26 protein-coding genes and 1 tRNA gene are annotated in these 26,480 nt (G+C 63.7%); 13 read left to right on the top strand and 14 right to left on the bottom strand.

Annotated features, from left to right (window positions below; all coding sequences use genetic code 11):
* The first annotated feature begins 48 nt into the window (after positions 1–48).
* Both NJF35_RS02440 and NJF35_RS02435 read left to right on the top strand, forming a co-directional pair.
* The gene (locus NJF35_RS02440; protein WP_253090641.1) at positions 49–915 is read left to right on the top strand and encodes an AraC family transcriptional regulator; all 867 of its coding nucleotides are present in this window, start codon (positions 49–51) and stop codon (positions 913–915) included.
* Positions 916–994: 79 nt separating this feature from the next.
* The gene (locus NJF35_RS02435; RefSeq protein WP_225787432.1) at positions 995–1,771 is read left to right on the top strand and encodes a response regulator transcription factor; all 777 of its coding nucleotides are present in this window, start codon (positions 995–997) and stop codon (positions 1,769–1,771) included.
* On the opposite strand, the gene NJF35_RS02430 is transcribed toward NJF35_RS02435, so the two are convergent.
* The gene (locus tag NJF35_RS02430; protein ID WP_253090640.1) at positions 1,699–3,657 is read right to left on the bottom strand and encodes a hybrid sensor histidine kinase/response regulator; all 1,959 of its coding nucleotides are present in this window, start codon (positions 3,655–3,657) and stop codon (positions 1,699–1,701) included. The two genes, NJF35_RS02435 and NJF35_RS02430, sit on opposite strands and share 73 nt — an antisense overlap.
* A gap of 418 nt (positions 3,658–4,075) precedes the next feature.
* Between NJF35_RS02430 and NJF35_RS02425 the strand changes: the two genes are divergently transcribed.
* Positions 4,076–4,321 (top strand): hypothetical protein, encoded by a 246-nt coding sequence (locus NJF35_RS02425; protein WP_253080958.1) that lies wholly within the window; start codon positions 4,076–4,078, stop codon positions 4,319–4,321.
* Positions 4,322–4,562: 241 nt separating this feature from the next.
* Here NJF35_RS02425 and NJF35_RS02420 read toward each other — a convergent pair whose 3' ends face one another.
* The 4 genes from NJF35_RS02420 to NJF35_RS02405 all read right to left on the bottom strand — a co-directional run bounded on the left by NJF35_RS02420 (position 4,563) and on the right by NJF35_RS02405 (position 8,545).
* Positions 4,563–5,561 carry a transketolase family protein gene (locus NJF35_RS02420; RefSeq protein WP_225787429.1) on the bottom strand — a complete coding sequence of 333 codons (999 nt, stop codon included), beginning with the start codon at positions 5,559–5,561 and terminating at the stop codon, positions 4,563–4,565.
* The gene (locus tag NJF35_RS02415) at positions 5,558–6,406 is read right to left on the bottom strand and encodes a transketolase (RefSeq protein ID WP_225787428.1); all 849 of its coding nucleotides are present in this window, start codon (positions 6,404–6,406) and stop codon (positions 5,558–5,560) included. Before NJF35_RS02415 ends, NJF35_RS02420 begins: the two co-directional genes overlap by 4 nt.
* Positions 6,407–6,424: 18 nt before the next feature.
* On the bottom strand, positions 6,425–7,723 hold the full coding sequence (locus NJF35_RS02410; RefSeq protein ID WP_225787427.1) for an MFS transporter: 1,299 nt from the start codon (positions 7,721–7,723) through the stop codon (positions 6,425–6,427).
* A gap of 72 nt (positions 7,724–7,795) precedes the next feature.
* Entirely contained in the window at positions 7,796–8,545 is a 750-nt protein-coding gene (locus NJF35_RS02405; protein WP_225787426.1) for an SDR family NAD(P)-dependent oxidoreductase, read from the bottom strand.
* Positions 8,546–8,739: 194 nt separating this feature from the next.
* Here NJF35_RS02405 and NJF35_RS02400 point away from each other — a divergent pair, with 194 nt between their 5' ends.
* The 6 genes from NJF35_RS02400 (at position 8,740) to NJF35_RS02375 (ending at position 15,756) form a co-directional block, all read left to right on the top strand.
* Positions 8,740–9,660 (top strand): LysR substrate-binding domain-containing protein, encoded by a 921-nt coding sequence (locus tag NJF35_RS02400; RefSeq protein WP_225787425.1) that lies wholly within the window; start codon positions 8,740–8,742, stop codon positions 9,658–9,660.
* A 105-nt stretch (positions 9,661–9,765) separates the two neighbouring features.
* On the top strand, positions 9,766–10,668 hold the full coding sequence (locus NJF35_RS02395; protein WP_225787424.1) for a LysR family transcriptional regulator: 903 nt from the start codon (positions 9,766–9,768) through the stop codon (positions 10,666–10,668).
* Positions 10,669–10,896: 228 nt separating this feature from the next.
* A complete protein-coding gene (locus NJF35_RS02390; RefSeq protein ID WP_225787423.1) occupies positions 10,897–11,790 on the top strand; it encodes a LysR family transcriptional regulator in 894 nt (297 codons plus the stop codon).
* Positions 11,791–11,948: 158 nt separating this feature from the next.
* The gene (locus NJF35_RS02385; RefSeq protein ID WP_253090639.1) at positions 11,949–12,404 is read left to right on the top strand and encodes a (2Fe-2S)-binding protein; all 456 of its coding nucleotides are present in this window, start codon (positions 11,949–11,951) and stop codon (positions 12,402–12,404) included.
* Positions 12,404–14,650 (top strand): xanthine dehydrogenase family protein molybdopterin-binding subunit, encoded by a 2,247-nt coding sequence (locus NJF35_RS02380; RefSeq protein WP_225787421.1) that lies wholly within the window; start codon positions 12,404–12,406, stop codon positions 14,648–14,650. The genes NJF35_RS02385 and NJF35_RS02380 overlap by 1 nt, the downstream gene beginning before the upstream one ends.
* 83 nt (positions 14,651–14,733) lie before the next feature.
* Positions 14,734–15,756, top strand: coding sequence for an XdhC family protein (locus NJF35_RS02375; protein ID WP_225787420.1), 1,023 nt, complete (start codon positions 14,734–14,736; stop codon positions 15,754–15,756).
* Between the two features lie 14 nt (positions 15,757–15,770).
* On the opposite strand, the gene NJF35_RS02370 is transcribed toward NJF35_RS02375, so the two are convergent.
* Together NJF35_RS02370 and NJF35_RS02365 are read right to left on the bottom strand one after the other, a co-directional pair.
* On the bottom strand, positions 15,771–16,043 hold the full coding sequence (locus tag NJF35_RS02370) for a cyclophilin-like fold protein (protein ID WP_225787419.1): 273 nt from the start codon (positions 16,041–16,043) through the stop codon (positions 15,771–15,773).
* 18 nt (positions 16,044–16,061) lie between these two features.
* The gene (locus tag NJF35_RS02365; protein ID WP_225787418.1) at positions 16,062–17,192 is read right to left on the bottom strand and encodes an MFS transporter; all 1,131 of its coding nucleotides are present in this window, start codon (positions 17,190–17,192) and stop codon (positions 16,062–16,064) included.
* A 228-nt stretch (positions 17,193–17,420) separates the two neighbouring features.
* On the opposite strand from NJF35_RS02365, the gene NJF35_RS02360 reads away from it, so the two are divergent.
* Positions 17,421–18,308, top strand: a complete 888-nt coding sequence (locus NJF35_RS02360) for a LysR family transcriptional regulator (protein WP_225787417.1) — start codon at positions 17,421–17,423, stop codon at positions 18,306–18,308.
* A 194-nt stretch (positions 18,309–18,502) separates the two neighbouring features.
* On the opposite strand, the gene NJF35_RS02355 is transcribed toward NJF35_RS02360, so the two are convergent.
* The 5 genes from NJF35_RS02355 to dapA all read right to left on the bottom strand — a co-directional run bounded on the left by NJF35_RS02355 (position 18,503) and on the right by dapA (position 22,194).
* Positions 18,503–18,592, bottom strand: a tRNA-Ser gene (locus NJF35_RS02355).
* Positions 18,593–18,683: 91 nt separating this feature from the next.
* Entirely contained in the window at positions 18,684–19,394 is a 711-nt protein-coding gene (gene purC / locus NJF35_RS02350; RefSeq protein WP_225787416.1) for a phosphoribosylaminoimidazolesuccinocarboxamide synthase, read from the bottom strand.
* 29 nt (positions 19,395–19,423) lie between these two features.
* Entirely contained in the window at positions 19,424–20,182 is a 759-nt protein-coding gene (locus NJF35_RS02345) for an MBL fold metallo-hydrolase (RefSeq protein WP_253080962.1), read from the bottom strand.
* Positions 20,183–21,298, bottom strand: coding sequence for an outer membrane protein assembly factor BamC (bamC, locus tag NJF35_RS02340; RefSeq protein WP_225787414.1), 1,116 nt, complete (start codon positions 21,296–21,298; stop codon positions 20,183–20,185).
* Between the two features lie 17 nt (positions 21,299–21,315).
* Positions 21,316–22,194, bottom strand: a complete 879-nt coding sequence (dapA, locus tag NJF35_RS02335; RefSeq protein ID WP_225787413.1) for a 4-hydroxy-tetrahydrodipicolinate synthase — start codon at positions 22,192–22,194, stop codon at positions 21,316–21,318.
* Positions 22,195–22,454: 260 nt separating this feature from the next.
* Between dapA and NJF35_RS02330 the strand changes: the two genes are divergently transcribed.
* Positions 22,455–23,015, top strand: a complete 561-nt coding sequence (locus tag NJF35_RS02330) for a glycine cleavage system protein R (RefSeq protein ID WP_225787412.1) — start codon at positions 22,455–22,457, stop codon at positions 23,013–23,015.
* A gap of 10 nt (positions 23,016–23,025) precedes the next feature.
* The gene (locus tag NJF35_RS02325; RefSeq protein WP_225787411.1) at positions 23,026–23,499 is read left to right on the top strand and encodes a peroxiredoxin; all 474 of its coding nucleotides are present in this window, start codon (positions 23,026–23,028) and stop codon (positions 23,497–23,499) included.
* Positions 23,500–23,577: 78 nt separating this feature from the next.
* On the opposite strand, the gene NJF35_RS02320 is transcribed toward NJF35_RS02325, so the two are convergent.
* A complete protein-coding gene (locus NJF35_RS02320; protein ID WP_253080963.1) occupies positions 23,578–24,648 on the bottom strand; it encodes an AI-2E family transporter in 1,071 nt (356 codons plus the stop codon).
* A gap of 21 nt (positions 24,649–24,669) precedes the next feature.
* Positions 24,670–24,909, bottom strand: coding sequence for a sulfurtransferase TusA family protein (locus NJF35_RS02315; protein ID WP_225787409.1), 240 nt, complete (start codon positions 24,907–24,909; stop codon positions 24,670–24,672).
* A gap of 109 nt (positions 24,910–25,018) precedes the next feature.
* Here NJF35_RS02315 and NJF35_RS02310 point away from each other — a divergent pair, with 109 nt between their 5' ends.
* Positions 25,019–26,452 carry a M48 family metalloprotease gene (locus NJF35_RS02310; RefSeq protein WP_225787408.1) on the top strand — a complete coding sequence of 478 codons (1,434 nt, stop codon included), beginning with the start codon at positions 25,019–25,021 and terminating at the stop codon, positions 26,450–26,452.
* The last annotated feature ends 28 nt before the right edge of the window (positions 26,453–26,480 follow it).

The following is a 26,480-nucleotide window of genomic DNA, read 5'->3' as shown; positions in this document are numbered from 1 at the left end:
GTTTTTCATTTCGGCCAAAGGCATCCGCCTTCCACAGGAACAAGCATCGTGCAGCCGACTGCCACAGAGGACAGCCCGCATTCGTGGGACATCGATGGCATTGCCCGTCAGGTCATCGCCTTGAATGCCTCCTGGGTGGGCAGGGACTGGGAGCACGCACCTCACCGCCATCGCAAGGCGCAGTTGATCTACTCGGTGCGAGGCATCCTCAATTGCGAGGTAGAGACCGGGCTGTGGATCGTGCCACCGCAGTGCGCACTGTGGATCCCGGGCGACATGCTGCATTCGGTCCGGGGGTCGGGAGAAACCGAGTGCTATTGCCTGTTCGTCGAACCGCAGGCCATCGAAGGTTTACCTAGTGCCTGTTGCACCCTGGCCGTGTCGCCCTTGCTCCGCGAATTGCTGCTCAAGGCGACGGGGTTCGAAACGCTGTACGCCGAGCAGGGTCCGCAGGCGCGGTTGATCGCGACCTTGCTGGACGAGTTGTGCGAAGCTCCCGTCGAAGACCTGCATCTACCGACGCCGAGCGACCGCAGGCTGCGCCAGTTGACGCGAATGCTGCTGGCCGATCCGGCCAGCAAAACACCGAGTGGTGAATGGGCCAGGCGCATCGGCATGAGCGAACGCAGCATGAGCCGGCTGTTGCTGCAGCAAGTCGGCATGAGTTTCGGCCGCTGGCGGCGGCAGTTGCACGTGATCCTTTCGTTGCAACGCCTGGCCAGGGGCGAGAGCGTGCAGACGGTTGCGCTGGCGCTGGGCTATGAAAGCGCCAGCGGCTTCGTCACCATGTTCCGCAAGGCGATGGGCAAGCCGCCGGCACGCTATCTGCTCGAACGCGGCACCAGCGGTGAGGCAGGTGCTGCGCGCAGCATCGTACTTGTGCCAGCGTGTTCACCCACGCCCAGCACGCCCTGACCCACTACAGCCGTAGTAGATACGGATCCCTCCGTCTCAGCGATACTGCATGCAAACCCGCCCCGCCCGGAGACGGCCGATGCGCATTCTGCTGATAGATGACCACGGCATCCTCAGAGCCGGGGTCAAAAGCCTTATCCAGGCCGTTCACCATGACGCTCAGGTCCTGGAAGCTTCATGCACGTCGCAAGCCTTGGCGCTGGTGCGCAGCCAAGCCTTCGACGTGATCTTCCTGGACCTCTGCATCCCCACCTCCCCCACCAGCAACGACCTCACGCCAGACAATGGCCTGAGCCTGTTGTCCCTGTTCAAATCCGGCCGGGAGGAGCCGTCTGACCCCGACCCCGCAAGGTGTGTGGTGGCCCCGGTGATCGTCATGTCGGCCGAATCCGAGCGGCGCTTCGTCGATGAGGTCATGCGTCGGGGAGCGTCGTCCTACGTGCCCAAGTCCAGTGCTCATGAGGCGATGCTGGAAGCCATCAACCGTGCGCTGAGCGGCGGGGTGTACCTGCCCAGCGAAGCGATCGGCAAAGGTGGCCAGGCACCGGCACCTTCCCTTCCCCTCCAGGAGCGGCCCGTCACCCCGCTAGGCCCCAAGGACCTGGGGGTAACGCCTCGCGAATTCGACATTCTGCGCCTGGCGTTGCAAGGCAATGCGCCCTGGAAGATCGCGGCGATCCTGGAGATCAACCCGGTCAACGTGCGCCAGTACCTGAGCAAGCTCTACAGCAAGTTCGGGGTGATCGACCTCTACGGCTTGCAAGGCTTGTTCGCCAAGACCGGTCAGGTGCTGGGGGTGCTGTCTTCCCCCGCCTCGCCAGCGTTGGCCTGCCGGCCGCGGAACAAGAGCTGCTGAACGGCGGCCATCAATGTTGCCGCGCTTTCACCCTTGCTGACCGACCGGGAGAGGAAATCGTCATCCAGCGGCCGTGGCAACAGCTCCGCCGAGTAAAGGATCGCCGGCACCTGGGCCCAGTCGTAGAACGCCCTGACGTGCTCGATCAGCGCCACGCCAACCAGGCCGTCGTGCAATGTGTAATCGCAGATGAGCAGGTCCGGGTAGCGGTCAGGCGCCCGCTCCAGCGCCGCCTGCAGCGAGGCCCGATCCTCGGCCGTGACGACGATGGCGCCCTGCAAGGTCAGGGATTTCGACAGGCTGTCGAAGATGCGCTTGTCATCGTCGACCAGCAGCACATAGGCACCGGTGATATCCAGGTCTTTCCCGTTGACCTGCACAGCGGGCGCACTGGCGCCCAACGGCGGCTCATCGCCCTGGTACAGCGGGCAATCGATTGAGAAACGGCTGCCGTGTCCGGGCCGGCTTGCGAAGGTCAGCCGATGCCCCGGGAGCCGGTCGATGAAGTTTTTCACGATCGAAAGTCCAAGCCCCAGGCCACGCTGGCTGTCATGGTTGGGGTTATCGACTTGGAAGAACTCCTCGAAGATCTTGCGTTTGAAGGCGTCGGGGATGCCTATGCCAGTATCGACCACATCGATGCGCAAGGTCGTTCTGCCCGCCACACTGCCCACCAGGACGCCGCCACGCTCCGTGTACTTGATGGCATTCGAGATCAGGTTCCCCAAGATCCGCTTGAAGATCGCCCGATCAGAATTGAGAACGGCATCCCGCCGGCGCTGGGGCAATCGAAGACGCAGGCCCTTGGCCTGCGCCGAAGGCATGTACAGGCACTCGAGTTCCGTCATCAGTTCGTTCAAGGAAAAAGGCTCGATGGCCGGTTGCGACTCACCACTGGTGAACACTTCACGCAGGCCTGTGAACAGGGCGCTGATTTCCCGGCCAGAGGCCTCTATATCCCGGAAGACCTCACGCAGGCGATCATGCTGGCCCTGCTCGACAATGCGCTCCCCTGCGAACGCCAAGGAGGCGATCGAGGCCAAGGGCTGCATGGTGTCATGGTAGGCCGCGCGCACGAAGCGCGTGCTGGCTTCGGCCTTTTCGCGGATCTGCGCGGCTTTCCTCGCCTCCTGGTCGAACAAGGCCTTCAACGCATCGTCCGCTTTCTGCTTCTCGCGGCGGATCCGGCTATTGGCCTGCTCGAGGCTTTCATTCTTCCTGTTCAGGGCCAGGGTTTTGAGATACCCCTCCCGGGCAACCTTCTCGGCGCGCACACTGATCGTCCACCCCACCAAGGTAAATGCCAGCAAATAGAACATGGCGGGAAAGAAGTTGATCTGCAAAACCCCGGTGGCGATTTCCTGCAGCAGGAACAACAGCACGCAATAACCCGTACTGAACAAAGAATAACGAGCCAGCAGTGCCAAGGTGCCATGCTGAAAGAAGATAACCAGTACGATGCCGACAAAATAATAGTTGTAGTTCAACGGCGCCGGCACGATTTGCACCATGGCCACCAGGCAGGTCTGGGTGAAACATACCGTGACCACCACACTTCTGTTCACCCAGCGCTCATCCTCGAAACGTGCGGTGAACGACACCACGGTCACTGCGGCTATCGCCAGCGTGCCGACCACCCGCCATACCAGGATCCCGTGAAAGTCCGTCCGGGACAGGACGTGTTCGTGGCTGATGTAGTGGTAATAATCCCAATAACCAAAACCTGCCCAAACAGCAATGGCGACGAACATGAACAAGCGTCGCCTTCTGAGGTTTTCAATGGCCTGGGTGTCGAGGAAGCCTTGCTCGTCCCGCGCGGAAGAAAAACGCTGTGGTAAACCGAAAAGTTCAACGGCAGCCATCTGGAGTTCACGCAGTCTTGTCATGTTGGCCACTCACGCTGCGGCTACTACAACTGTTGCACCACCGCCGTTGTATTTTTAAAACACGCCTTCGGTGAGAAGCTGAATCCGTCGAAAAACTCCAATTTCGAAACAGCCGGAGCAGGCTTCATGAACATCAATCAGATTAAAGCACTTGTCCGAAAACTCGCCATCGCGCCGCTGGCGAGCGGTCAAGGCCGCCCCTTGCCCACACAGAGCGAGCGGGGAGAGGTTGCGAAGACCAGGGTGGGCCTGGGGGGAACACAGACGGCGAACACCACGCCAAGGGTCAGTCGTTGTGCATCGGTCGAAATGACGCAATTGCAACTGTCGGCTCACCTTGTCGTCAGCTTCGCCTTTTCAAACTACCCGTTAGCGAAGGCCGCCATCCCGGCGAGCCTGGTAACGATGGAGAACAATCATGAAACTTGTAAAAACCCTCGCGGTTGGCAGCATGCTGCTTGGTCTTATGGGCACGGCTTATGCTGAAGACGGCTTTGAGCGAGCCAGGCAATTCAAGCAGAACTTTCTAGCGGAGCAAGCGCGCCTATGGGGTGATGGCGGTGTGGAGCAGAAGCAACAGCAGATCGCTCAGCGACAACAAGAACAACGGGACGTCAAGGACGACCCCAACAAACCATCAGCGGTAACGAAGGACTTTAAATGACGGTAGCAATTAACAAGAGAGCCAGGATAACGCCTGGCTCTCTTGCATCGCCCATGTATCGATCGTCACTGATTGCTCAGCTCGATCCCACACCTCGGGTTCGGTCATGCACCGGACCATCCCGAGTCTAGTATTACCTTAAATAGTATTCGTGTATAAAACCTGAGTCCTTAACAGACGTTCACAACCCGCTGCAATCGACAGCAGACAGGCCCAAAGGGAACAGCCCCTGCATTATTCGTTACAGCCAAGCCCTGATCTGTCGCGCTACCGCCTCCGTGGAAATACCATAGCGATCATGCAAAGTCGGCAACGCCCCCGCATCCAGGAATGCATCCGGCAGTGCGATCTGGCGGAAAGTCGGCGTGACGCCGTTGCGAAGCAGTACACCTGCAACCGCCTCGCCAAGGCCACCGATGATCGAATGGTTTTCTGCAGTCACGACCAGGCGGCCCGGCTTGCGTGCCTCGGCGAGCAGCGTCTCCTCGTCCAGCGGCTTGATGGTCGGGACGTGCAGCACCGAGACGTCCACCCCCTCTTTGTGCAACTGCTCCGCCGCCTCCAGCGCGCGCATGGTCATAAGCCCGCTGGCAATCAACAGGACATCTCGCCCACCACGCAAGACCTGCGCCTTGCCCAACTGGAACCTGTAGTCGTAGCGATCCAGTACCAAGGGTACGTTACCGCGCAGCAGGCGCATGTACACCGGTCCCTTATGCGCGGCGATGGCAGGCACCGCCTGCTCGATTTCAAGCGCGTCGCAAGGGTCGACGATCATCAGGTTGGGCATCGCACGGAAGATCGCCAAATCATCGGTTGCCTGGTGGCTTGGGCCGTAGCCCGTGGTCAGGCCAGGCAAGCCGCAAACGATCTTGACGTTGAGGTTCTCCTCGGCAATGGCCATGCAAATGAAGTCGTAGGCCCGCCGTGAGGCAAATACCGCATAGGTGGTGGCGAAAGGTGTCAGGCCTTCGCGAGCCATGCCGGCAGCAGCGCTCATCAGCAGTTGCTCGGCCATACCCATTTGGTAGAAGCGGTCGGGGTGGGCCTTGGCGAAGATGTGCAGGTCGGTGTACTTGGACAGGTCGGCGCTCAGGCCGACAATGTCCTGGCGCTGTTCAGCCAGGGCCGCCAAGGCATGGCCGAACGGCGCCGACCGGGTAGGCTGGCCCTCGGCGGCGATGGAGGCGATCATCGCCGACGTGGTCAGGCGTTTCTTCGGTACATTCGCAGTGTTCATGCTTGGCTCCCAGCGTCCAGCGCTTTCAAGGCAAGGTCCCATTCGTGTTCGTCGACGCGGATGAAGTGGGTTTTGTCGCGGTTTTCGAGGAAGGGCACGCCCTTGCCCATGCGGGTGTCGCAGATGATCACCCGCGGTTGCGCATCCGGGTGGGCACGGGCCTGATCGAAGGCCCGGACCAAGGCGTCGAGGTCGTTGCCATCTACCCGTTGTGCGTACCAGCCGAAAGCCTGCCAGCGGTCGACGATCGGCTCGAACGCCAGGATTTCGCTGGAATGGCCGTCGGCCTGCTGGTTGTTGACGTCGACGATGGCGATCAGGTTATCCAGCCGCCAATGGCTGGCTGACATCACCGCCTCCCAGGTGGAGCCCTCGTTCAGCTCACCGTCCGACAGCAGGTTGTAGACCCAGCTCGCCGAGCCCTTGCGCTTGAGCCCCAGACAGGCGCCGACGGCGATGCCCAGGCCATGGCCAAGCGAGCCGCCGGTGATCTCCATGCCGGGGGTGTAGGCAGCCATGCCGGACATGGGCAGGCGACTGTCATCGCTACCGTAGGTTTCCAGCTCCTGCTCCGGAATGACCCCGGCTTCGATCAGGGCAGCGTACAAGGCGATCGCGTAATGGCCGATGGACAGGTAGAAACGGTCGCGCGCCTCCCATCCAGGATTGCCTGGGTCCATGCGCAGGGCATGGAAATAGGACACGGCAAGCAGGTCCGCAGCACCCAGTGCCTGGCCGATATAGCCTTGGCCCTGGACCTGGCCCATACGCAGGGCATGACGTCGGATATTATGAGCGCGCACAGCCAGGGGCAGCGCCTCGTTGTGGGTAGGCACAGCAGTCATGAGTGACTCCTTGTTGAATCAACGATTGACCAGGTTTGCCGGTACGCGGAACACCAGGAGGGCACCACCCATCAGCACGCCGGTGATCAGGTACATGCCGATGGCATTGCTACCCAGGGCCGTAGTGACCCACCCGATCAGGTAGGGGGAGCAAAAGCCGGCAAGGTTGGCGAAGCTGTTGATCGCAGCGATACCCGCCGCAGCCGATACACCGCCCAGCAATGTGGTAGGCAGCATCCAGAACAGCGACGACGCGGACAGGACCCCAGCCGCAGCGAGACAGAGGCCAAGGATCGACAGGGTGAGGTTGCTGCCCAGGGCTGCGGCAAGGCTCAGGCCCAGCGCGCCAAGCAACATGGGGATCGCGAGATGCCAACGCCGTTCGCGGTGGCGATCGCCGCTGCGTCCGGCCAGCAGCATCGCAACGATGGCGCACAGGTAGGGGATGCTGGTCAGCAAACCGATGTGCAAGGGTTCGCTCACCCCCGCATTGCGCACCAGTGTCGGCAGCCAGAAGGTGATCGCATACTGGCCCATCACGACGCAGAAGTAGATACCGGCCAGCAGCCACAGCCGACGGTCGCGGATGAAGTCGGCCACCGATCCATGCTCTACCTTGCACCGCTCGTCTTCAGCCAGCTCCTTGCGCACCAGGGCCTTTTCGTCGTCACTGAGCCAATGGGCCTGCTCGACGCCATCCTTCAAGTAGCTCAGTACCAGGATACCCACCAGGACGGTAGGGATGGCTTCCAGCACGAACATCCACTGCCAGCCGGCCCAGCCCTGCACGCCGGCGAAGCGTTCCATGATCCAGCCCGACAGAGGCCCGCCGACCATGCCCGAAAGCGGGATGGCGATGAACCACAGGGCGGTCATCTTCGCCCGTCGGTAAGAGGGGAACCAGTAGGTCAGGTACAACAGCAGGCCGGGGGCAAGCCCCGCCTCGGCGACGCCGAGCAAAAAGCGCAGGAGGTAGAACTGCCAGGCCGTTTCGACGAAAGCGAACATCGCCGAAATGATGCCCCAGGTGATCATGATACGGGCGATCCAACGTCGCGCGCCGACCTTGTGCAGAATGATGTTGCTCGGTACCTCGCACAGGAAATAGCCGATGAAGAACATCCCGGCACCCAACCCGTATACCGCCTCGGAAAGCGCCAGGTCATCCATCATCTGGAGCTTGGCGAAACCGACATTCACCCGGTCCAGGTAGGCACACAGGTAGCAGAGCATGAGAAAAGGCATCAATCGCCAGGCCGTCTTGCGGTAGGCACTGCTGCGCGCGGCCGAGGCCGCGTCGAGCGTCAATATGGTCATGTCGATCTGATCTCTTGTTGTTATTGATGGCCCGGAACAGGCCGGGCTCAGATACAGAACACGGCGGGACGGCTAGTGGATCAGCATCCCACCATTGACGTCCAAGGTGATGCCCGTCAGATAGCTCGACAAATCGCTGGCCAAGAACAATGCTGCATTGGCGACATCGCGCGCCTCACCGAGCCGGCCAAGCGCAATCCCCTCGATGATGGCGTGACGGCGTTCGTCTTGCATCAGTCCGCCGGTGATATCGGTATGGATCAGGCCAGGGGTGATCGAATTGACCCGTACGTTGTCCGGGCCAAGCTCGCGGGCCATCGCTTTGCCCAGGCCAAGCACGCCGGCTTTGGCTGCACTGTAGTGAGGACCACCGAAGATGCCGCCCCCGCGCTGGGCAGAGACGGAAGACATGCAAATGATGCTGCCGGAACCTTGGGCACGCATCGACGGGATGACCGCCTGTGACATCAACAACGTACCTCGCAGGTTCACATCGAGGATACGGTCATAGTCAGGACCGGTGATTTCCAGTGTCTTCACCGGCTGAGTGATGCCGGCATTGTTGACCAGTACATCGATCCGGCCGAAATGGGCCAGCACTTGCGCCACGGCGTCGCGTACCTGTGCTTCATCGGCGACGTTCACGGCAATTCCAATGTGGCCTTCCCCGAGTGTCGCGGCGGCGTCGGATGCCGCTTGCGCATCGATGTCCAGTATTGCGACCTTGGCACCTTGGTCCACAAACGCTTGGGCGGTCGCGCGGCCGATCCCGCGGGCAGAGGCGGCACCGGTGACGATTGCGAATTTTCCTTCGAGTAGCATGGGCAGTGCTCCGGATGATTATTGTCGTGAGCGGCGGTTCACACAGAACCGATGGCCACAGCTTCATGCAGGCGCGAGGGAGCAGCAACGCAGTGCACCTCATCCGATGCTGAAAAAAATTCAGCCCTGTCTTGTAGGCAGTTATCCGTGCAGAGTAAAAACCTCTGTCACAGCCGTTGCTTTCAGGAAAGATCATGAACCAGGATTCACTCAGAAAGCCGCCCCAGATCCCTGCGCTGAAAGCAATTCAGTCCTTCGAGCAAGTGGCACGCTTTGGAAACGTTGCCCGAGCGGCCGAGCAGTTGAACATCACCCCATCAGCCGTCAGTCACCAGATCGCGAACCTGGAAGCGCTGATCGGGCGCCCCTTGTTCATCCGAGAGGCCCGCGGCGTCTCCTTGACACCTGCCGGGAAGCAATACCTGCGTGACGTTTCAGGCATTCTGCAGAGCTTGGCGAGCGCCACCGAGCGTGCCGGCAGCTCGGTCGGCTTCGATTGTCTGCGCCTTCACTCCGCGCCTAGCTTCGGCCTGCTCTGGCTCCTACCGCGCCTCGAACATTTTCGCACCTGCCATCCAGACATCCAGATCAACCTGTCCTGCTCGTACGAGTCGCTGCACTTCGGTCGCCACCAGCTTGACCTCGATATCCGCCATGGCTATCCCAATTGGCCCAGCCTGGAAGTGCGCACCATTCGACACGAGCGCGCGACGGTACTGGCCGCGCCGACACTGCTCGCGCGCACGCCAATCACGCAGCCCAGTGACCTGTTGGGGCAAAACCTGATCCTCTCGGAGGCGGCATTGGTCCAGTGGCCTCAATGGTTCGCCCAGCAAGGCGTAACGCTTCCCCAGGCGCCGTTTGCACTCAGCTTCGACCGTTCCTACATGAGCCTGGAGGCGGCGAGCCATGGCTACGGTTTCGCGTTGGAGAGTTCGCTTCTTGCCCAGGATTACATCGCTCGTGGCGAGTTGGTGCCCGTATTCGCAGAAGAGCTGGCGACCCCGGTTAGCGCGCATCATCTTGTCTTTCCGCGCGGGCATGCCGAGTCGTCGACGGTTCGACAGTTCCTCGATTGGGTACAGGGGCAGTTGGGCCATGACTTCAATTATTGATCCCGTGGGTTGGCGGGATAGCCGACACTGCCTCTGCCAGGACTACAAAACTTCCCACCAATCACGTACGTTGCCCCCTGCCCCACGCCACTGAGGTCATCACTCATGGAGCACAAGTCTCTGCGCGACGCCTTCACCGGCTTGCCGATCTTTTTCGAAGTGGCCCGCGAGCGCAGCTTCACCAAGGCCGCAGCCCGCCTGGGCATGTCGCAGACTGCCGTCAGCCACGCGGTGCGCACCCTCGAAACGCGGCTGGGGGCCCGCCTGCTGGTGCGCAACTCACGGACCGTCACGCCCACCGAGGCTGGCGAACAACTGCTGCGCACGGTGGCGCCGGAGATGGCAATGATCGACGGCGAGCTCGAGGCCATGAACGACCTGCGCGACAGCCCCACCGGAACGATCCGCATCACCGCCTCGGACCATGCGGTGCGCACGGTACTGATGAGCAAGCTCAAGCAGTTCCTGCCCCAGTACCCCGGCATCAAGGTCGAGCTGTTCACCGACAACGGGTTCGTCGATATCGTCGCCGAGCGCTTCGATGCTGGCGTGCGCCTGGGTGAATCGTTGGCACAGGACATGATCGCGGTACGCATCGCCCCCGATGCACGATTCGCCGTGGTGGCCAGCAAGGCGTACCTGGCGCGCCATGGCGCACCGCAAGTGCCCGAGGACCTGCTGCAGCACAACTGCATCAATATCCGCCTGCCCACCCATGGCAACCTGTGGCCCTGGGAATTCAGCAAAGAAGGACGCTCGCTGAACCTCAAGGTCGAAGGCCAGCTGGTGTTCAACACCACCTTCGATATTCTCGACGCCGCCCTGGCCGGGTTGGGGGTCGCCTACCTGCCCGAGGAGCTGCTGGCCGCCCACCTGCAGGCCGGCGACCTGATCAGCCTGCTCGACGACTGGTGCCCGGTGTGGCCGGGCCTGCACCTGTACTACCCCAGCCGCCGACAGCCTTCCGGTGCCATGGCGTTGCTGATTGGCGCCTTGCGTCTCGACTGACTTATCAATCTGATACATAGCTACATGCGCTTTATGCGGGTTTTTATTGACCCCGCTGATACCTAGACTCTACCGCCTGTCGTATTTCCAGGCCGCGAAGCCAATGAACATCACCCAGCCCTCCCCCTGCGCTCCCCAGGGGCACCGACCGACGCCGCCAGCCCGCCCCTGAGGCAGGCCACGTCAGCGCCCATTACACTGGAACAGCCAACCCGAGGAGACCGGCCAATGGCCAAGGAGCCCTACAGCCAATTGCTGGCCCTGGTCGCCGTGGCGCGTGAACGCAGCTTCACCCGTGCCGCCGCGCAACTGGGCATGTCGCAGTCGATGCTCAGCCACACCATCCGCACCCTGGAGGCGCAGATGGGCGTGCGCCTGCTGACGCGCACCACCCGCAGCGTGTCGGTGACCGAGGCGGGCGAGCGTCTGCTCGCCTCGGTGGCGCCCAGGCTCGAAGCCATCGAAGCGCAATTGCACGCCGTGGCCGAGTTCGGCGACACGGTCAGCGGCACCTTGCGTATCACGGCCAGCGACCATGCCATCGACACACTGCTGTGGCCCAAGCTGGCACCAGTCCTGGCCCAGCATCCGCGGCTGCACCTGGAACTGCACGCCGACTATGCCTTCACCGATATCGTCCAGGGCCGCTTCGACTTTGGCGTACGGCTCGGCGACGGCTTGGCCAAGAACATCTGCGCGGTGCCCATCGGCCCGCCCTTCGGCATGGCCATCATCGGCACGCCCGCTTACTTCGCCACCCGCGAGCGCCCCCGAACCCCTGCCGACCTGATGACGCACGCGTGCATCAACCTACGCCTGCCCACCCACGGCAACCTCTATGCCTGGGAACTCAAGCACGGCGAGCAGGAGATGAACGTGCGCGTGCCGGGCCGCCTGGTGTTCAATGGCATCTACCAGGTGCTCAATGCGGCGCTCGATGGCCATGGCCTGGCCTATGTGCCCGAGGACCTGGCCCGACCGCACCTGGAGTCCGGGCGCGCCCTGCCGGTGCTGGAGCAGTGGTGGCGCAGCTTTCCGGGCTTTCACCTCTATTACGCCGCGCACCGGGAAACCTCGCGGGCCATGCAGGTGGTGATCGACGCCTTGCGGCTGGCGGATTGAAGCTGCGCAGGCGATTTATCAATCCCATCGCTAGGTCCTAGCGATGGCGGCTAGGCCTTGGCCCAGCGACGCTGTGCTAGCGTTTCGGGATTGGGCGTGCTTGGCCCTCCTCCCTACAAGAAAAATCGACACATCAACCGACTGATTACGGGTGAGCCATGGAGCTGAAAATCAACCAACGGACCTATCAGGTCGATGCCGAGGCCGACACGCCCTTGTTGTGGGTGATTCGCGACGACCTGGGGCTGACCGGCACCAAGTATGGCTGTGGCCTCGCCCAGTGCGGCGCCTGCTCGGTGCTGGTCGATGGCAACGTCGTGCGTGCCTGTGTCACCCCGGCGGCCGCTGTGGTCGGGCGTGAGGTGACCACCATCGAAGCGATCGAAGCCGACGAGGTGGGCAAACGGGTCGTGGCCGCGTGGGTCGAGCACCAGGTGGCCCAGTGCGGCTATTGCCAGTCTGGCCAGGTGATGGCGGCGACCGCGCTGCTCAAGCACACGCCAAGGCCCAGCGACGAGCAGATCGACGCCGCGATGGTCAACCTCTGCCGCTGCGGCACCTACAACGCCATTCATGCCGCCATGCATGACCTGGTCCAAGGGGGTAAGGCCTGATGAAGACGCGCATCGAAACCCCTGAAGACCTGCTGCACCTGCCCGTGGGCGAAACCGTCAACCTGTCCCGCCGACGCTTTCTCGCCGGCACCGCCGTGGGTGCGCTGGTACTGGGTTTCGGCCTGCCACTGGGGTCGGCCCGTGTGCAGGCCGCCGCCGCGACCACCGAGCGTGGCACCCAGGTGCCTGCCTTCCTGGAGATCCGCCCGGACAACACCGTGCGCCTGCTCAGCCCGTTCATGGAGGGCGGCCAGGGGACCTACACCTCGATGGCGCAGATCGTCGGCGAAGAACTGGATGCCGACCCGGCCACCTTCCTGGTCGAGAGTGCACCGCCCGGCGAGGCCTACGTGGTCATGGAGAACGGCATGCGCATCACCGGAGGCAGCATGTCAGTACGCATGAGCTACCCGACCATGCGCCGCCTCGGCGCCCTGGCCCGGAACATGTTGCTGCAGACCGGCGCCGAGCACTTCGGCGTGCCGCTGGGTGAGCTCTCCACCGAGCCCGGCAAGGTGGTCCATGCCGCCTCGGGCCGTACCATCAGCTATGGCGAACTGGCCGAGCGCGCCATGGACCTGCCCGTGCCGGACCCGGCCACCGTCAAGCTGCGCGACCCCAGCCAGTTCCGCTGGATCGGCAAGCCGGTCAAGCGCGTCGATGCCTACGACAAGTCCACCGGCAAGGCCCAGTACAGCATCGACATCAAGGTCGACGGCATGCTGCATGCCGCCGTGCAGCACGCACCGCGCCTGGGCATGACCGTCGGCGGCCTGCGCAACGCAGCGCAGGTCAAGGCCATGAAGGGCGTGCATTCGGTGCACCAGTTGCCAGGCGCGGTGGCGGTGGTCGCCGAACGCTGGTGGCATGCCAAACGCGCAGCAGAGGCGCTGCAGGTCGACTGGCAGGAGCCGGGCCCGGACTCGAAGGTGCGGCCGATGCCCAAGGACTTTTCCAGCGACGCCTGGCGCGAGCACCTGGCCGCCCAGCCCGGCCCAGGGCGCGACGACGAGAAGGAAGGCGATGTGGCTGCTGCCCTGGCCAGCGCCAAGACCACGGTCGAGGCCACCTACCATAACCAGTACCTCAACCATGCCCAGCTGGAGCCACCGTCAGCGACGGCACGCTTCAACCCTGACGGCTCGCTGGAGGTCTGGCTGCCCAACCAGGCGCCAGACATGTTCCGCGACGACATCGCCAAGCGCACCGGGCTCGAGCCTGCGCGGATCACCCTGCACTCGCCCTTGCTGGGGGGCTTCTTCGGCCGGCATTTTCTTTACGACTCGGCCAATCCCTACCCGCAGGCGATCACGCTGGCCAAGGCGGTCGGCCGCCCGGTCAAGGTGATCTGGAGCCGCGAGGAGGAGTTCTTGCGCGATGTCCTGCGCCCCATGGCCGTGGTCAAGTTCCGCGCCGGGCTGGATGACAAAGGCCTGCCGGTGGCCCTGGAAGCCGTGAGCGCCACCGAAGGCCCTACCGAAGCCATCGCCGGCAAGCAGGGCGAGAAACTCGACCCCAGTGCGCTCGAAGGGCTGGCGGGCAAGGCCTATGCCATCGCCAACAAGCGCATCGCCCAGGTCTACGTCAAAGGGCCTGCCATGCTCGGCTACTGGCGCTCCGTGGGTAACTCCTTGAACGACTTCTTCTACGAGGCCTTTCTCGACGAATTGGCCGACAAAGGCGGTCACGACCCCTTCGAGCTGCGCCTGCACCTACTGCGCGACAACCCGCGCCTGAGCGACCTGCTGCAGGCGGTCGGCGAGCTGTCCGGGGGCTGGAAACGCGGCCCGTTCACCGCCGAGGACGGCAGCAAGCGCGCCCGTGGCGTGGCCATGGCCTCGCCGTTCGGCTCGGAGGCGGCGGTGATCGCCGAGGTGTCGATCGACGACGGCCAGGTCAAGGTCCACGACATCTGGCAGGCGATCGATCCGGGCAGCATCGTCAACCCAGCGATCATCGAGGCCCAGGTCAACGGGGCCGTGGCCCTGGGCCTGTCGCAAGCGCTGCTGGAGGAAGCGGTGTGGCGCGATGGCATGCCGCGGGCACGCAACTACGACCAGTACCCGATCCTGCCGCCGTCGCGCATGGCCCGGGTGCATGTGCGTATCGTCGAGAGCGGCGCGAAGATGGGCGGCATCGGCGAACCGCCGCTGCCAGCGGTGGCGCCCGCCGTGGCCAATGCGGTGGCGCAACTGACCGGCCAGCGTATTCGCAGCATACCGCTGAGCCGCCATACGTTCGGCTGACGCGCTGGACGATCGCTGATGCGCAAGATCCGCTGGCAGGCCGCGCAAGCCAGCACAGACACCATAGAGGCTTCGCGACACCCATGGAAAGCATCGACCTGCTCGTACTGCGCACCACCCGCGACTGGCTCGCCGCTGGCGAGCGCGTCCTGCTGGCCACCGTTGCCCGCACCTGGGGCTCGTCGCCACGGCCTGTCGGCTCGATGATGGCGCTGCGCAGCGATGGGCGCGTGGTGGGCAGCGTGTCCGGTGGTTGCATCGAGGACGATCTCATCCACCGCCACACCACGGCCTATGGCGGGCCCGGCATGCACGGCGACCTGCCGCAGGTGGTCCGCTATGGTGTCAGCGCCGACGAGGCCCATCGCTTCGGCCTGCCCTGCGGCGGTACGCTGGAGCTGGTCCTGGAGTTCCAGCCGGCCGTGGACAGCCTGGACGAACTCCTCGCCAGCCTCGACACGGGCAACCTGGTACGCCGCGAACTGGACCTGGCCAATGGCGAAGTCAGCCTCACCCCGACCCCGGTTCCAGACCAGTTCAGCTTCGACGGGCAGCGCATGGTCAATACGCTCGGCCCAGGGTATCGCATGCTGCTGATCGGTGCCGGTGCGCTGGCCGAGTACCTGGCGACCATGGCCCTGTTCAACGGTTTCAACGTGTCGGTCTGCGATCCCCGCCCCGAACACCAGGCCGGCTGGCACCTGCCGGGCGTCGAGCAGATCGTCGGCATGCCAGATGACGTGGTCAGGGCCTTCGTCCCGGACCAGCGCACCTGCATCATCGCCCTCAGCCACGACCCCAAGCTCGACGACCTCGCCCTGCTCGAAGCCCTGCACAGCCCGGCGTTCTACATTGGCGCGATTGGCTCGCGGCGCAACAGCCAGCTGCGCCGCGAGCGCCTGATCGAGCATTTCGGCGAAACCGAGGCGTCGCTCAAGCGCCTGCATGGCCCTATCGGCATCTACATCGGCAGCAAGACACCGGCCGAGATCGCGGTCAGCGTCATGGCCGAAGTCCTTGCCAGCAAGAATGCCGTCGCCCTGCCCGGTGAAATCAGCGTGTCCAGGGCCAAGCGCGCCAGGGAGCGCCAGGTGCTGACGACCTAGCGAATGCCGGTCAGTTAACTTTCAGCCGGCATTTTTGGGGCCGCTTCGCGCCCCATCACCGGCAAGCCCCACAAGGTTCGGCGCCAGTCATGAGTTGAGCGCTGTCCCTGTGGAAGCGGCTTCGGCAAGTCCGCGTGCTTCCCGTTGCCATTGAGGTCGGCCATGTCGATGGCCAGCGGCAACATCGCGGCGAAGGCATGGGCCGCCTCGGTATCGGCCAAGGTAATGGCAAAGCGGCGTTCGCCGCCGGTCATCCACATGGGTGATTCCTTGGTAATCTCGGGCATTGCCCCCGCCAGCGGGGCTCAGGCGACCTTGGGCGCTGGCGCGCGCGAGGTCAGGAAGGTCAGCAAAGCCGCAAGCAGCAGCACGGCCGCACTCACGACGAAGGTGCTCTGGTAGCCGCTGGCATCGAACAATACGCCGCCCATGGTAGACCCCAGGGCAATGGCCAGCTGGATGACCGCGACCATCAGCCCGCCGCCAGCCTCGGCATTGTGGGGCATGACCTTGGCGATCCAACTCCACCAGCCCACCGGCGCCGAGGTCGCTATCAGGCCCCACAGGCCCAGCAGCGCCACGACCGCCGCAGCCCAGCCACCGAGTGGAATCAGCGTCAATGCAATGGCCGCCATCACCACTGGAATGACCATCAGCGTCCCGTACAGGCCGCGCCGCAGGACGCTGCCGATCAACAGGGTCCCGATGAAACCGGCGACGCCGATCACCAACAGGATGAGCGACAAGGTGGACACGCCGACCTGCGTCACCTTCTCGAGGAACGGCCGCACATAGGTGAACAAGGCGAACTGGCCCATGAAAAAGGCACCGCAAGCAGCCATGCCCAATGCCACGGCCCGGTTCTTGAGCACCGTGAAGACATTGCTCGCAGCCGACGGGCGCTGCGGGACCTGCATGGCCGGTAGGCTCACCCATTGCCAGACCAGGGCAATCGCCGCCACCGGCACCAGGCAGAAGAACGCACCACGCCAGCCCATGATCGACCCCAGGTAGCTACCCAGCGGCGCCGCGATCACCGTGGCCAGCGCATTGCCGCCGTTGAAGATCGCCAGGGCACGCGGCACCTGGTGGGGCGACACCAGGCGCATGGCCGTTGCCGCCGACAGGGACCAGAAGCCACCGATGACCACACCGATGAGCGCACGGCCGACCATATAGACCAGGTAGTTCGGCGCCAGCGCGACGATGGTACCCGACAGGGCCATCACCCCGGTCAGCAGCAGCAACAACGTCTTGCGGTTCATGCCGCCGGCCAACGCGGAGATCGACAGGCTGGTCAACACGGCGAACACGCCGGAGATGGCGATACCTTGCCCGGCCATCCCCTCCGTGACCTGGAGATCGGCCGCGATTGGCGTCAGCAGGCTGACGGGCATGAACTCGGAGGCGATCAGCGCGAACACGCACAGCGACATCGCGAAGACACCGCTCCAATGGGCAATGGGTGCCTGCGCCTGGTCGTTTGAGAATAGAGTTCTCTCGATGTTTTCAGTCATCTGCTACAGCTGGAATAGTCAGGAAAAAGGAGCCCGGTGATGGCAGGCGTTGGAAATGGTGGAACATGCCGGGCCCCATTACTAGCTAATGAATGCTTAAAGGGGATATAAGACCCACTAATCAGTCAAGTGTGGGACGCAGCAGCCATGGTCAGACGAAACCTCAACGATCTGTTGTCATTCGTGATCGTTGCCCGGGAAGGCAGTTTCACCCGCGCCGCCTCGCTGCTGGGCGTGACCCAGTCCGCCCTGAGCCAGGCAATCAGCGGGCTGGAAGCGAGGCTGGACATCCGCCTGCTCACCCGCACCACGCGCAGCGTGTCGCCTACGGCAGCCGGCGAGCGCCTGTTGAAGGCGATTGGTCATCGCTTCGACGAAATCGAAGCAGAGCTCGACGAGTTGACCGAGATGCGAGACAAGCCTGCAGGTACCGTGCGGATCACCTGTGGCGAGCATATTCTGCGCACCTACCTGCTTCCCAAGCTCACGCCCCTCTTGCGCGAGTACCCCGACATCAAGATGGAGTTCGACATCAACTACGGCTTTCGCGATATCGTTGCCGACCGTTTCGACGCGGGCGTGCGCCTGGGCGATACCATCGACAAGGACATGATCGCGGTTCCCATCGGCCCACCCTTGCGCATGGCCGCTGCAGCCTCCCCGGCGTACTTTGAAAGTCGCCCCGTTCCCAAGACCCCACGCGACCTGCTCAAGCACAGCTGCATCAACCAGCGCATGCAGTCGGCAGGTGGGCTGTACGTCTGGGAGTTCGAGCGGCGTGGCCAGCCGTTGAATGTGCGGGTGGATGGCCAACTGGTATTCAACACCTCGCCCAGCATGGTGGATGCTGCATTGGCAGGCCTGGGCATCGCGTTTCTTCCCGAGGAGGAATTCGCCCCGCACCTGGAGGATGGCCGTCTGGTTCGCGTACTGGAAGACTGGTGCGCGCCGTTCCCGGGTTATCACTTGTATTACCCGAGTCGTCGGCAGCCATCCCATGCGTTTACCTTGGTCGTCAATGCACTGCGTATGTGACAGGCCGCTTTTGAAGGCAGAGGATGCATACCGATGCAGCGGCCATTGGCGCTACAAGAAGTAATGCACACTCTGCAGGGCAGTGAAAAGAAAGCGATTGCAGCCACCAGCGTGACTTAGGCGGTAGGGCGACTACCTACAACCCAGAAACGAAAAAGCCCCGCAGATCTTAATCTGTGGGGCTTCTCTATGTATGGCGGAGAGATAGGGATTTGAACCCTAGGTACCCGCGAAGGTACAACGGATTTCGAATCCGTCCCGTTCGACCACTCCGGCATCTCTCCAGTGGCGCGCATCATACCAGCGATTTCGCGAAAGGCAAACCCTTCTTTGAAAAAATTCGCGTGGTATCAGGCGCTTGCGTGCGCGTAGCGCTTAGAGCGGCACGCCCAGGCGCTGGGCCACTTCTTCGTAGGCTTCGATGACACCACCGAGGCCCTGGCGGAAGCGGTCCTTGTCCATCTTCTTGCGGGTTTCCTTGTCCCACAGGCGGCAGCCGTCGGGGCTGAACTCGTCGCCCAGGACGATCTGGCCGTGGAACAAGCCGAATTCCAGCTTGAAGTCGACCAGCAGCAGGCCGGCGTCGTCGAACAGCTTGCTCAGCACTTCGTTGACCTTCAGCGACAGCTGCTTCATGGTCGCCAGCTGCTCGGCGGTGCCCCAGCCGAAGGCGATCACGTGGGATTCGTTGATGAAAGGGTCGCCTTTCTCGTCGTTCTTGAGGAACAGTTCGAAGGTCGAAGGCTCGAGCTTGATGCCTTCCTCGACGCCCAGGCGCTTGACCAGGCTGCCAGCGGCATAGTTACGCACCACGCACTCGACCGGGATCATGTCCAGCTTCTTGACCAGGCTCTCGTTGTCGCCCAGCAGCTTGTCGAACTGGGTCGGGATGCCGGCTGCTTCGAGCTTCTGCATGATGAAGGCATTGAACTTGTTGTTCACCATGCCCTTGCGGTCGAGTTGTTCGATGCGCTTGCCGTCGAACGCCGAGGTGTCGTTACGGAACAGCAGGATCAAGCGGTCGGCGTCGTCGGTCTTGTAAACCGATTTGGCCTTGCCGCGGTAGAGTTCTTCGCGTTTTTCCATGATGGGCTCCGCTTGCTTGAGTGGGTGGGCTAGGCGATTTCACGCCAGTCGAGCCCGTGTTCCTGGTTCGCCACCTGGAGCCAGTCCGGGTCGCACCCCAGGGTGTCGACGAAGCACTGGCGGGCCAGTTGTGGCCGGTTGTTCTTGCTGCTGAGGTGGGCCAGCACCAGGTGCTGCAGGTGTTGCCAGCCCAACTCGGCCACCAGGCTGGCGGCCTGGTGGTTGTTCAGATGTCCCTGGCTGCCGCCGACCCGTTGCTTCAGGAAGTACGGGTAATGTCCGCGGGCCAGCATGTCACGGCAGTGGTTGGCTTCGATCAGCAGTGCATCCAGGCCTTGGTAGCGGTCCAGCAGGCGCCCGTCGTAGGAGCCCAGGTCGGTGAGCATGCCGAAGCGCCGACGCCCGTCGCTGAGCACATATTGCAGCGGCTCGAACGCATCGTGCTCGACCCGCGCCGCGCTGACCTGCAGGTCGCCGATGCACAGGTTGTCGCCACAACCGAGAAAACCGGCCACCTCCACCGGCTTGCGCATGCCGCGCAAGGTACCCTGGCTGAGGTAGACCGGTACATTGTAGCGCCGTGCCAGCAATCCGACGCCATGCACGTGGTCGGCATGTTCGTGGGTCACCAGCACGGCGCTCAGTTGCGTCGCCGATACGCCGAGCAGCGCCAGGCGCCGCTCGGTCTCGCGCAAGGAAAAACCGCAATCGACCAGGATGAAGGTATCACCACTGGCGATCAGCGTGCCGTTTCCCTGGCTGCCGCTTCCAAGTACCGCGAAGCGCACTTAGCCCAGGTGGTCCTGGATCATGCTCAGCACGCGGCGAGCCACATCGGCCGGGGCCACGGTGTTGATGTCCTTCTCGACAGTGACCTGGACGCTCTCGGCGACCTTGCTCAGGCGCACCTGGTAGCGTTCGGCGCGGGCTTCACGCTCTTCCTGGGTCGGCGCGCTGCCGAACAGGCGGCTGAAGAAGCCAGGCTCGTTCTGCTTGTCGTCGGGCTTCTCGGACAGGTTGATGTAGTAGAGGCCCAAGCTGCGGTTGATGTCCTCGACCCGCCATTCGCCCTGCTCCAGGGCACGGCCCACGCTGGACCAGGCGCGGTCCAGGTCGGCGCCCAGGTACAGCACCGGGTTGCCGCTGCCGTCCTCGCTCAGGCTGACACGGCTCGGCGCGTCGAAGTCGCGGGCGGCCAGCAGCGAGACCGAACCGCCCTTCTCGGCGCTGCGGTTCATGCTGGCCAGCATTTCGTCGACCAGCAACGCATCGGCACCGGTGTTGGTGGAGCTGGACGGGAAGTCGGGCTCGGCAGTGCTGCCAGCCGGACGCTCGACACTGACGATGTAGACCTCGGAGGTATTGCGCTGCACGCCAGGCTCCATGCGCACACGGACGCGCACTTCACTGTCACCGCTGCTGGCGGTGCTGGCCAGACGCTGGCCGAGGGAGGCGGACAGCTCGTCGAAACGCTGCCAGGTGGTATTGAATTCACCGGTCTGCGGACGCTCCTCGGCGATGCGGAAGCCGTTGTCCTCGAAGAACTGGTGGGCCACCGGCCAGACTTCGGCAGGCGAGCGCTGGGCCAGTACCCAGCGGCTGTTGCCGCTGCGCTGCAGGCTGAAGTCGCTGACCTCGGCGGCGGTCGACAGCGGCTGCGGCCGGGGTACCTCGAACTCGCCGGTGACGCGGTCGTCGGCGACGTTGCGCGGGATCGGCAGCAGCGGGTCGAGACGCTTGACGTTGCTGGCGTCCGGCGGCAGTTGCATCGGCGCGGTCGGGTGCGCCTGCAGGTAATCGCTGCCGCGGTCGCGGAAATAGCCATCCTCGCCCCACAGCCAGCCGCAACCGCTGGTGCTGGAGATGATCAGGGCGAGGGTGGAAAGGCCAACCAGTCGCTTCATGCGGTGTACTTCCTCGATTAAACCAGCACGCCGGACTGGCGCAGGGCCTGGCGGACAACGTCGTGGCAGGATTCGCTCAGCCAGGTCAGCGGCAGGCGGATGCCCGGTTGCATCAGGCCCATCTCGACGAGCGCCCACTTCACCGGGATCGGGTTGGCCTCGCAGAACAGGTGCTTGTGCAGTGGCATGAGTTTTTCGTTGATCGCGCGGGCCTTCTCGGCATTGCCCGCAAGGGCGGCCTCGCACAGGTCGGCCATTTCGCGCGGGGCGACGTTGGCGGTGACGGAGATGTTGCCCTTGCCGCCCAGCAGGATCAGCTCGACGGCGGTCGGGTCGTCGCCGGACATGACGATGAAGTCGTCGCTCACGCCCTCGAGGATCGCCTTGGCGCGGGCCAGGTCGCCGGTGGCTTCCTTGATGCCGATGATGTTCGGCACCTTCGACAGGCGGATCACGGTCTCGGCCTGCATGTCGCAGGAGGTGCGGCCGGGCACGTTGTAGAGGATCTGCGGGATGTCGACGGCTTCGGCGATGTGCTTGAAGTGCTGGTACAGGCCTTCCTGGGTCGGCTTGTTGTAGTACGGCACGACGAGCAGGCAAGCGTCGGCGCCAGCGTTCTTGGCGTTCTGGGTCAGGTGGACGGCTTCGGTGGTGGAGTTGGCGCCGGTGCCGGCGATGACCGGGATACGGCCATTGACGCGCTTGACCACGAATTCGATGACCGCGATGTGCTCCTCGACGTCGAGGGTGGCCGACTCGCCGGTGGTGCCGACGGCGACGATCGCATGGGTGCCTTTTTCCAGGTGGAAGTCTACAAGTTTGCCGAGGCTGTCCCAATCAAGACGCCCTTGTGCATCCATGGGTGTGACCAATGCCACCATACTGCCCGCAATCATGTAACTGCTCCTGCCGGAAAAAGAGAGCCGTAATGGTACTGGCGCCATCGGCCTTGCACAAGCGAAGCAGGCGGGCGGAGCATTCCCCTTCGCGCCGCTTTTCGCTACCCTTGATCCTTTGATCGGTGCAACGCGGCCCGCCGGGCCGTCGACGGTGCTCCCCGCCAGCGTCCACGACCGCCAAGCCGGCTCCTGGCCCTGGCGCAACCGGAGGCTTGTCCCCGTCCTGCGCCGACCGCTCATCGCTTTAGGAATGCTGCATGTCCACCCCCACCGTCCGCGAACAATTCCTCGTCATCAGCGCCCTGGGCCCCAACCCCATGGAGCTGGCCAATGTCCTGAGCCGTGCCGCCTTCGACAATCGTTGCGCGGTGGTCACCTCGCGCCTGACCCGCCACGGCGAGACCAGCGCCCTGGTGCTGCAGGTCGGCGGCAGCTGGGACGCCCTGGCGCGCCTGGAGACAGCCCTGCCGAGCCTGGGTAAAAAGCACGGCCTGACCCTCGACGTGGTACGCAGCGCCGACCAGGAGGTCCGCCCGCAAGCCCTGCCCTACGTGGCCTATGTCAGCGCGGCCTATCGCCCGGACATCGTCAGCGAGCTGTGCCAGTTCTTCCTCGACCACCGCGTCGAGCTGGAAAGCATGACCTGCGACACCTACCTGGCACCGCAGACCGGCAGCAGCATGCTCAATGCCCAGTTCACCGTGATCCTGCCGGCCGGCACGCAAATCAGCTGGCTGCGCGACCAGTTCCTCGACTTCGCCGACGCCCTGAACCTGGACGCGCTGATCGAACCCTGGCGCCCACAGAACCCCATGTAAGGAAGCTCCCATGGCCGTAGCACTCGACCAACCCGTTGCCGATTTTCAGGCCCAGGCCACCAGCGGCCAGGCCGTCAGCCTTTCTGCCCTCAAGGGCCAGCAGGTGGTGCTGTATTTCTACCCCAAGGACAGTACCCCCGGCTGCACCACCGAGGGCCAGGGTTTCCGCGACCATCACGAGGCGTTCAAGGCCGCCAACACCGTGGTGTTCGGTGTGTCCCGCGATGGCATCAAATCCCACGAGAACTTCAAGGCCAAGCAGGGCTTTACCTTCGAGCTGATCAGCGACAAGGACGAGGCGCTGTGCCAGCTGTTCGACGTGATCAAGCTCAAGAAGCTCTACGGCAAGGAATACATGGGCGTGGACCGCAGCACCTTCCTGATCGACAAGGACGGTGTGCTGCGCCAGGAATGGCGCGGCGTGAAGGTCCCCGGCCATGTCGAAGCCGTACTGGCGGCAGCCCAGGCCCTGAACCAGCGCTAGGGCCGAGCTGCAAGCTACAAGTAAAGCGGCGTCAACGCGATCTGCTTTTACTTGCAGCTTGCGGCTTGTAGCGTGCAGCTAGAGCATCGGCGCGACCGAGGGCTCCTGCCGCGGCCAGGCATCGAGCACGGCCTTGAACAGGGTCGCCAGCGGGATGGCGAAGAAGATCCCCCAGAAGCCCCACAATCCGCCGAACAGCAGCACCGCGCAAATGATCGCCACCGGGTGCAGGCTGACCGCCTCGGAGAACAGCAGCGGCACCAGCACGTTGCCATCCAGCGCCTGGATGATCGCGTACACCATCATCAGGTAGATGAACTCATCGCCCCAGCCCCACTGGAACAGCGCGATCAAGGTCACCGGCACGGTCACCACCACCGCGCCCACGTAGGGCACCACCACCGACAGCCCCACCAGCAGCGCCAGCAAGGCGGCATAGTTGAGGCCCAGGCTGATGAAGGCGATATAGGTGGCGATACCACAGATCAGTATCTCGATGCCCTTGCCGCGGATGTAGTTGGCGATCTGCCGGTTCATCTCGTCCCCCACCCGGTTCAGCAAGGTGCGCTCGCGGGGCAGGTAACCGCTGACCCAGCGGGCGATCAGCTCGCGGTCCTTGAGGAAGAAGAACACCAGGATCGGCACCAGCACCAGGTAGATCATCGCATTGACCAGCAAGGGCAGGCTCGACAGGGAGAACGTCAGGGCCCACTGGCCGAACTTGCCGATCTCGCCGCGCACCGACTCGATGGCGCGCAGCACCTGCTCGTCGGACACCAGGTGCGGGTAGCGCTCCGGTAGCAACAGCAGCAGCGACTGCCACTTGCCGAGCATGCCCGGCAGCTCGTTGAACAAGGTGATCAACTGGTGCCAGAGCAACGGCACCAGCACCAGCAGGAATACCGCCAACGCGCCCATGAACAGGGCGAACACCAGCCATACCGCCAGCCGGGTCGGCACCTTCAGGCGCTCCAAAGCATTGACCAGCCCCTGCATGAGGAACGCCAACACCATCCCGGCCAGGACCGGCGCGAGCATGCCACCCAGGGTCAGCACAGCAGTGAAGGCCAGGAACAGCAGGACCGCCAGCACCACTGCCTCCTCATCGGAGAAGTAGCGCTGCATCCAGTCACGAAGCACTTTGAACATTGACGATCCTTGGGAAAAGACTCAGGCCTTGCGCAGCCAGTAGGTGTAGACGCCCGCCTCGGCCGTTTCACGCAGCAGCGTATGACCGGCAAGCTGGGCAAAGGTGCGGAAGTCGCGCTGGGAGCCGGCATCGGTGGCGACCACCTTGAGCACCGCGCCGCTGGCCAGGCGGTTGAGCTCCATCTTCGCCTTGAGCAGCGGCAGGGGGCAATTCAGGCCGCTGGCGTCGAGTTCGGCGTCGCAGGTCGGGGTGTCGCTCATCGAGGGTTTCTCCAAGGGCATGGCGGGGCAATCCGCTAGGATAGCGCCACTGGTCGTCAACGTGCGAGCCGGCTACAGTAGAGCTCTTTGACCGACGCGAGCTTCGTGCATGAATCTACTGCGCCCTACCCTGTTGACGCTGGCCTGCCTGATGGCCCTTCCCGGCCATGCCGACGACCTGCCGTCACTGGGTGACGCCAGTTCCGCGATCGTTTCGCCACAGCAGGAGCATCAACTGGGCCGGGCCTGGCTGAGTCTGCTGCGCGGCCAGGTCAACCAGTTGAACGACCCCCAGCTCAAGGACTACGTCGAGACCAGCGTCTACAAGCTAGCCGAAACCAGCCAGCTGCAGGACCGGCGCCTGGAATTCATCCTCATCGACAGCCGCGAGCTCAACGCCTTCGCCGCGCCCGGCGGCATCGTCGGGGTCAACGGCGGCCTGTTCCTCAACGCCCAGACCGAGGGCGAGTACGCCTCGGTGCTGGCCCACGAACTGGCGCACTTGTCCCAGCGCCACTTCGCCCGCGGCGTCGAGGCCCAGCAGCGCATGCAGTTGCCGATGATGGCAGCGCTGCTGGCCGGTATCGTGCTGGCGGCAGGGGGCGGGGGCGATGCCGGCATCGGCGTGATCGCCGGAACCCAGGCGGCGGCCATCCAGGAGCAGCGGCGCTTCTCCCGGCAGAACGAGCAGGAAGCCGACCGCATCGGCATCCAGAACCTGGAGCGTGCCGGGTATGACCCACGCAACATGCCGACCATGTTCGAGCGCCTGGCCCGCCAGTATCGCTACGACGCCAAGCCACCGGAATTCCTCCTTACCCACCCGGTCACCGAGTCGCGTATCGCCGACACCCGCAACCGTGCCGAGCAGGCGCCCAAGGGGGGCATCGAGGACAGCCAGCGCTACCAGTTGATCCGCGCCCGCGTGGCACTGATCTACGAAGGCACGCCGGGCCTGGCGGCCAAGCGCTTCCGCGCCCAGCTCGATGAGAATCCGAACATGGATGCGGCGCGCTATGGCCTGGCGATCGCCCAGATCAAAGGCGGCCGGCTCAACGAAGCGCGGGAGAACCTCAAGCCCCTGCTGGCCAAGGCGCCCAATGACCTCACCTACAACCTGGCGCAGATCGATCTGGAGATCACCAACAACCGCCTGACTGATGCCCAACAACGTGTCGAGCGGCTGCGTGCGCTGTACCCGAGCAGCTACCCGCTGCAGCAGGTGCGCGCCGACCTGCTGGTCAAGCAGAACCGTCCGGCCGAGGCGGAGAAGGTGCTGGACAGCCTGGTCAAGAGCCGCCCCTATGACCCGGACGTGTGGTACGACATCGCTGAGGTGCGCGGTCTGTCTGGCAACACCATCGGCCTGCACCGGGCCCGGGCCGAGTACTTCACCCTGGTGGGCGACTTCGACCAGGCCATCCAGCAACTGGATTACGCCAAACGCCGCGCAGGCGGCAACTTCCCGCTGGCCTCGCAGATCGATGCGCGCCAGCGGGAGATCCTCGAGCAGCAGCGGATGGTCAAGGAGATGATGCGCTAAGGTGTAGCGCGTGTTCAGCCGCCATTTG

It is taken from the genome of Pseudomonas guariconensis, assembly GCF_024127895.1.
In the GTDB taxonomy this organism is placed as follows: Bacteria; Pseudomonadota; Gammaproteobacteria; order Pseudomonadales; family Pseudomonadaceae; genus Aquipseudomonas; species Aquipseudomonas guariconensis_B.
This window is presented reverse-complemented; position numbering and strand designations above follow the sequence as displayed.

What these genes read in the sequence shown, in the direction of transcription:
- NJF35_RS02420 (WP_225787429.1), bottom strand. Translation starts at nt 5,561, where the DNA reads ATGAACACTGCGAATGTACCGAAGAAACGCCTGACCACGTCGGCGATG.
- NJF35_RS02310 (WP_225787408.1), top strand. Translation starts at nt 25,019, where the DNA reads ATGAATCTACTGCGCCCTACCCTGTTGACGCTGGCCTGCCTGATGGCC.
- dapA (WP_225787413.1), bottom strand. Translation starts at nt 22,194, where the DNA reads ATGATTGCGGGCAGTATGGTGGCATTGGTCACACCCATGGATGCACAA.
- NJF35_RS02380 (WP_225787421.1), top strand. Translation starts at nt 12,404, where the DNA reads ATGAAGACGCGCATCGAAACCCCTGAAGACCTGCTGCACCTGCCCGTG.
- NJF35_RS02375 (WP_225787420.1), top strand. Translation starts at nt 14,734, where the DNA reads ATGGAAAGCATCGACCTGCTCGTACTGCGCACCACCCGCGACTGGCTC.
- NJF35_RS02395 (WP_225787424.1), top strand. Translation starts at nt 9,766, where the DNA reads ATGGAGCACAAGTCTCTGCGCGACGCCTTCACCGGCTTGCCGATCTTT.
- NJF35_RS02430 (WP_253090640.1), bottom strand. Translation starts at nt 3,657, where the DNA reads ATGACAAGACTGCGTGAACTCCAGATGGCTGCCGTTGAACTTTTCGGT.
- NJF35_RS02390 (WP_225787423.1), top strand. Translation starts at nt 10,897, where the DNA reads ATGGCCAAGGAGCCCTACAGCCAATTGCTGGCCCTGGTCGCCGTGGCG.
- NJF35_RS02330 (WP_225787412.1), top strand. Translation starts at nt 22,455, where the DNA reads ATGTCCACCCCCACCGTCCGCGAACAATTCCTCGTCATCAGCGCCCTG.
- NJF35_RS02360 (WP_225787417.1), top strand. Translation starts at nt 17,421, where the DNA reads ATGGTCAGACGAAACCTCAACGATCTGTTGTCATTCGTGATCGTTGCC.
- NJF35_RS02425 (WP_253080958.1), top strand. Translation starts at nt 4,076, where the DNA reads ATGAAACTTGTAAAAACCCTCGCGGTTGGCAGCATGCTGCTTGGTCTT.
- NJF35_RS02410 (WP_225787427.1), bottom strand. Translation starts at nt 7,723, where the DNA reads ATGACCATATTGACGCTCGACGCGGCCTCGGCCGCGCGCAGCAGTGCC.
- bamC (WP_225787414.1), bottom strand. Translation starts at nt 21,298, where the DNA reads ATGAAGCGACTGGTTGGCCTTTCCACCCTCGCCCTGATCATCTCCAGC.
- purC (WP_225787416.1), bottom strand. Translation starts at nt 19,394, where the DNA reads ATGGAAAAACGCGAAGAACTCTACCGCGGCAAGGCCAAATCGGTTTAC.
- NJF35_RS02415 (WP_225787428.1), bottom strand. Translation starts at nt 6,406, where the DNA reads ATGACTGCTGTGCCTACCCACAACGAGGCGCTGCCCCTGGCTGTGCGC.
- NJF35_RS02400 (WP_225787425.1), top strand. Translation starts at nt 8,740, where the DNA reads ATGAACCAGGATTCACTCAGAAAGCCGCCCCAGATCCCTGCGCTGAAA.
- NJF35_RS02370 (WP_225787419.1), bottom strand. Translation starts at nt 16,043, where the DNA reads ATGCCCGAGATTACCAAGGAATCACCCATGTGGATGACCGGCGGCGAA.
- NJF35_RS02325 (WP_225787411.1), top strand. Translation starts at nt 23,026, where the DNA reads ATGGCCGTAGCACTCGACCAACCCGTTGCCGATTTTCAGGCCCAGGCC.
- NJF35_RS02320 (WP_253080963.1), bottom strand. Translation starts at nt 24,648, where the DNA reads ATGTTCAAAGTGCTTCGTGACTGGATGCAGCGCTACTTCTCCGATGAG.
- NJF35_RS02435 (WP_225787432.1), top strand. Translation starts at nt 995, where the DNA reads ATGCGCATTCTGCTGATAGATGACCACGGCATCCTCAGAGCCGGGGTC.
- NJF35_RS02385 (WP_253090639.1), top strand. Translation starts at nt 11,949, where the DNA reads ATGGAGCTGAAAATCAACCAACGGACCTATCAGGTCGATGCCGAGGCC.
- NJF35_RS02315 (WP_225787409.1), bottom strand. Translation starts at nt 24,909, where the DNA reads ATGAGCGACACCCCGACCTGCGACGCCGAACTCGACGCCAGCGGCCTG.
- NJF35_RS02365 (WP_225787418.1), bottom strand. Translation starts at nt 17,192, where the DNA reads ATGTCGCTGTGCGTGTTCGCGCTGATCGCCTCCGAGTTCATGCCCGTC.
- NJF35_RS02405 (WP_225787426.1), bottom strand. Translation starts at nt 8,545, where the DNA reads ATGCTACTCGAAGGAAAATTCGCAATCGTCACCGGTGCCGCCTCTGCC.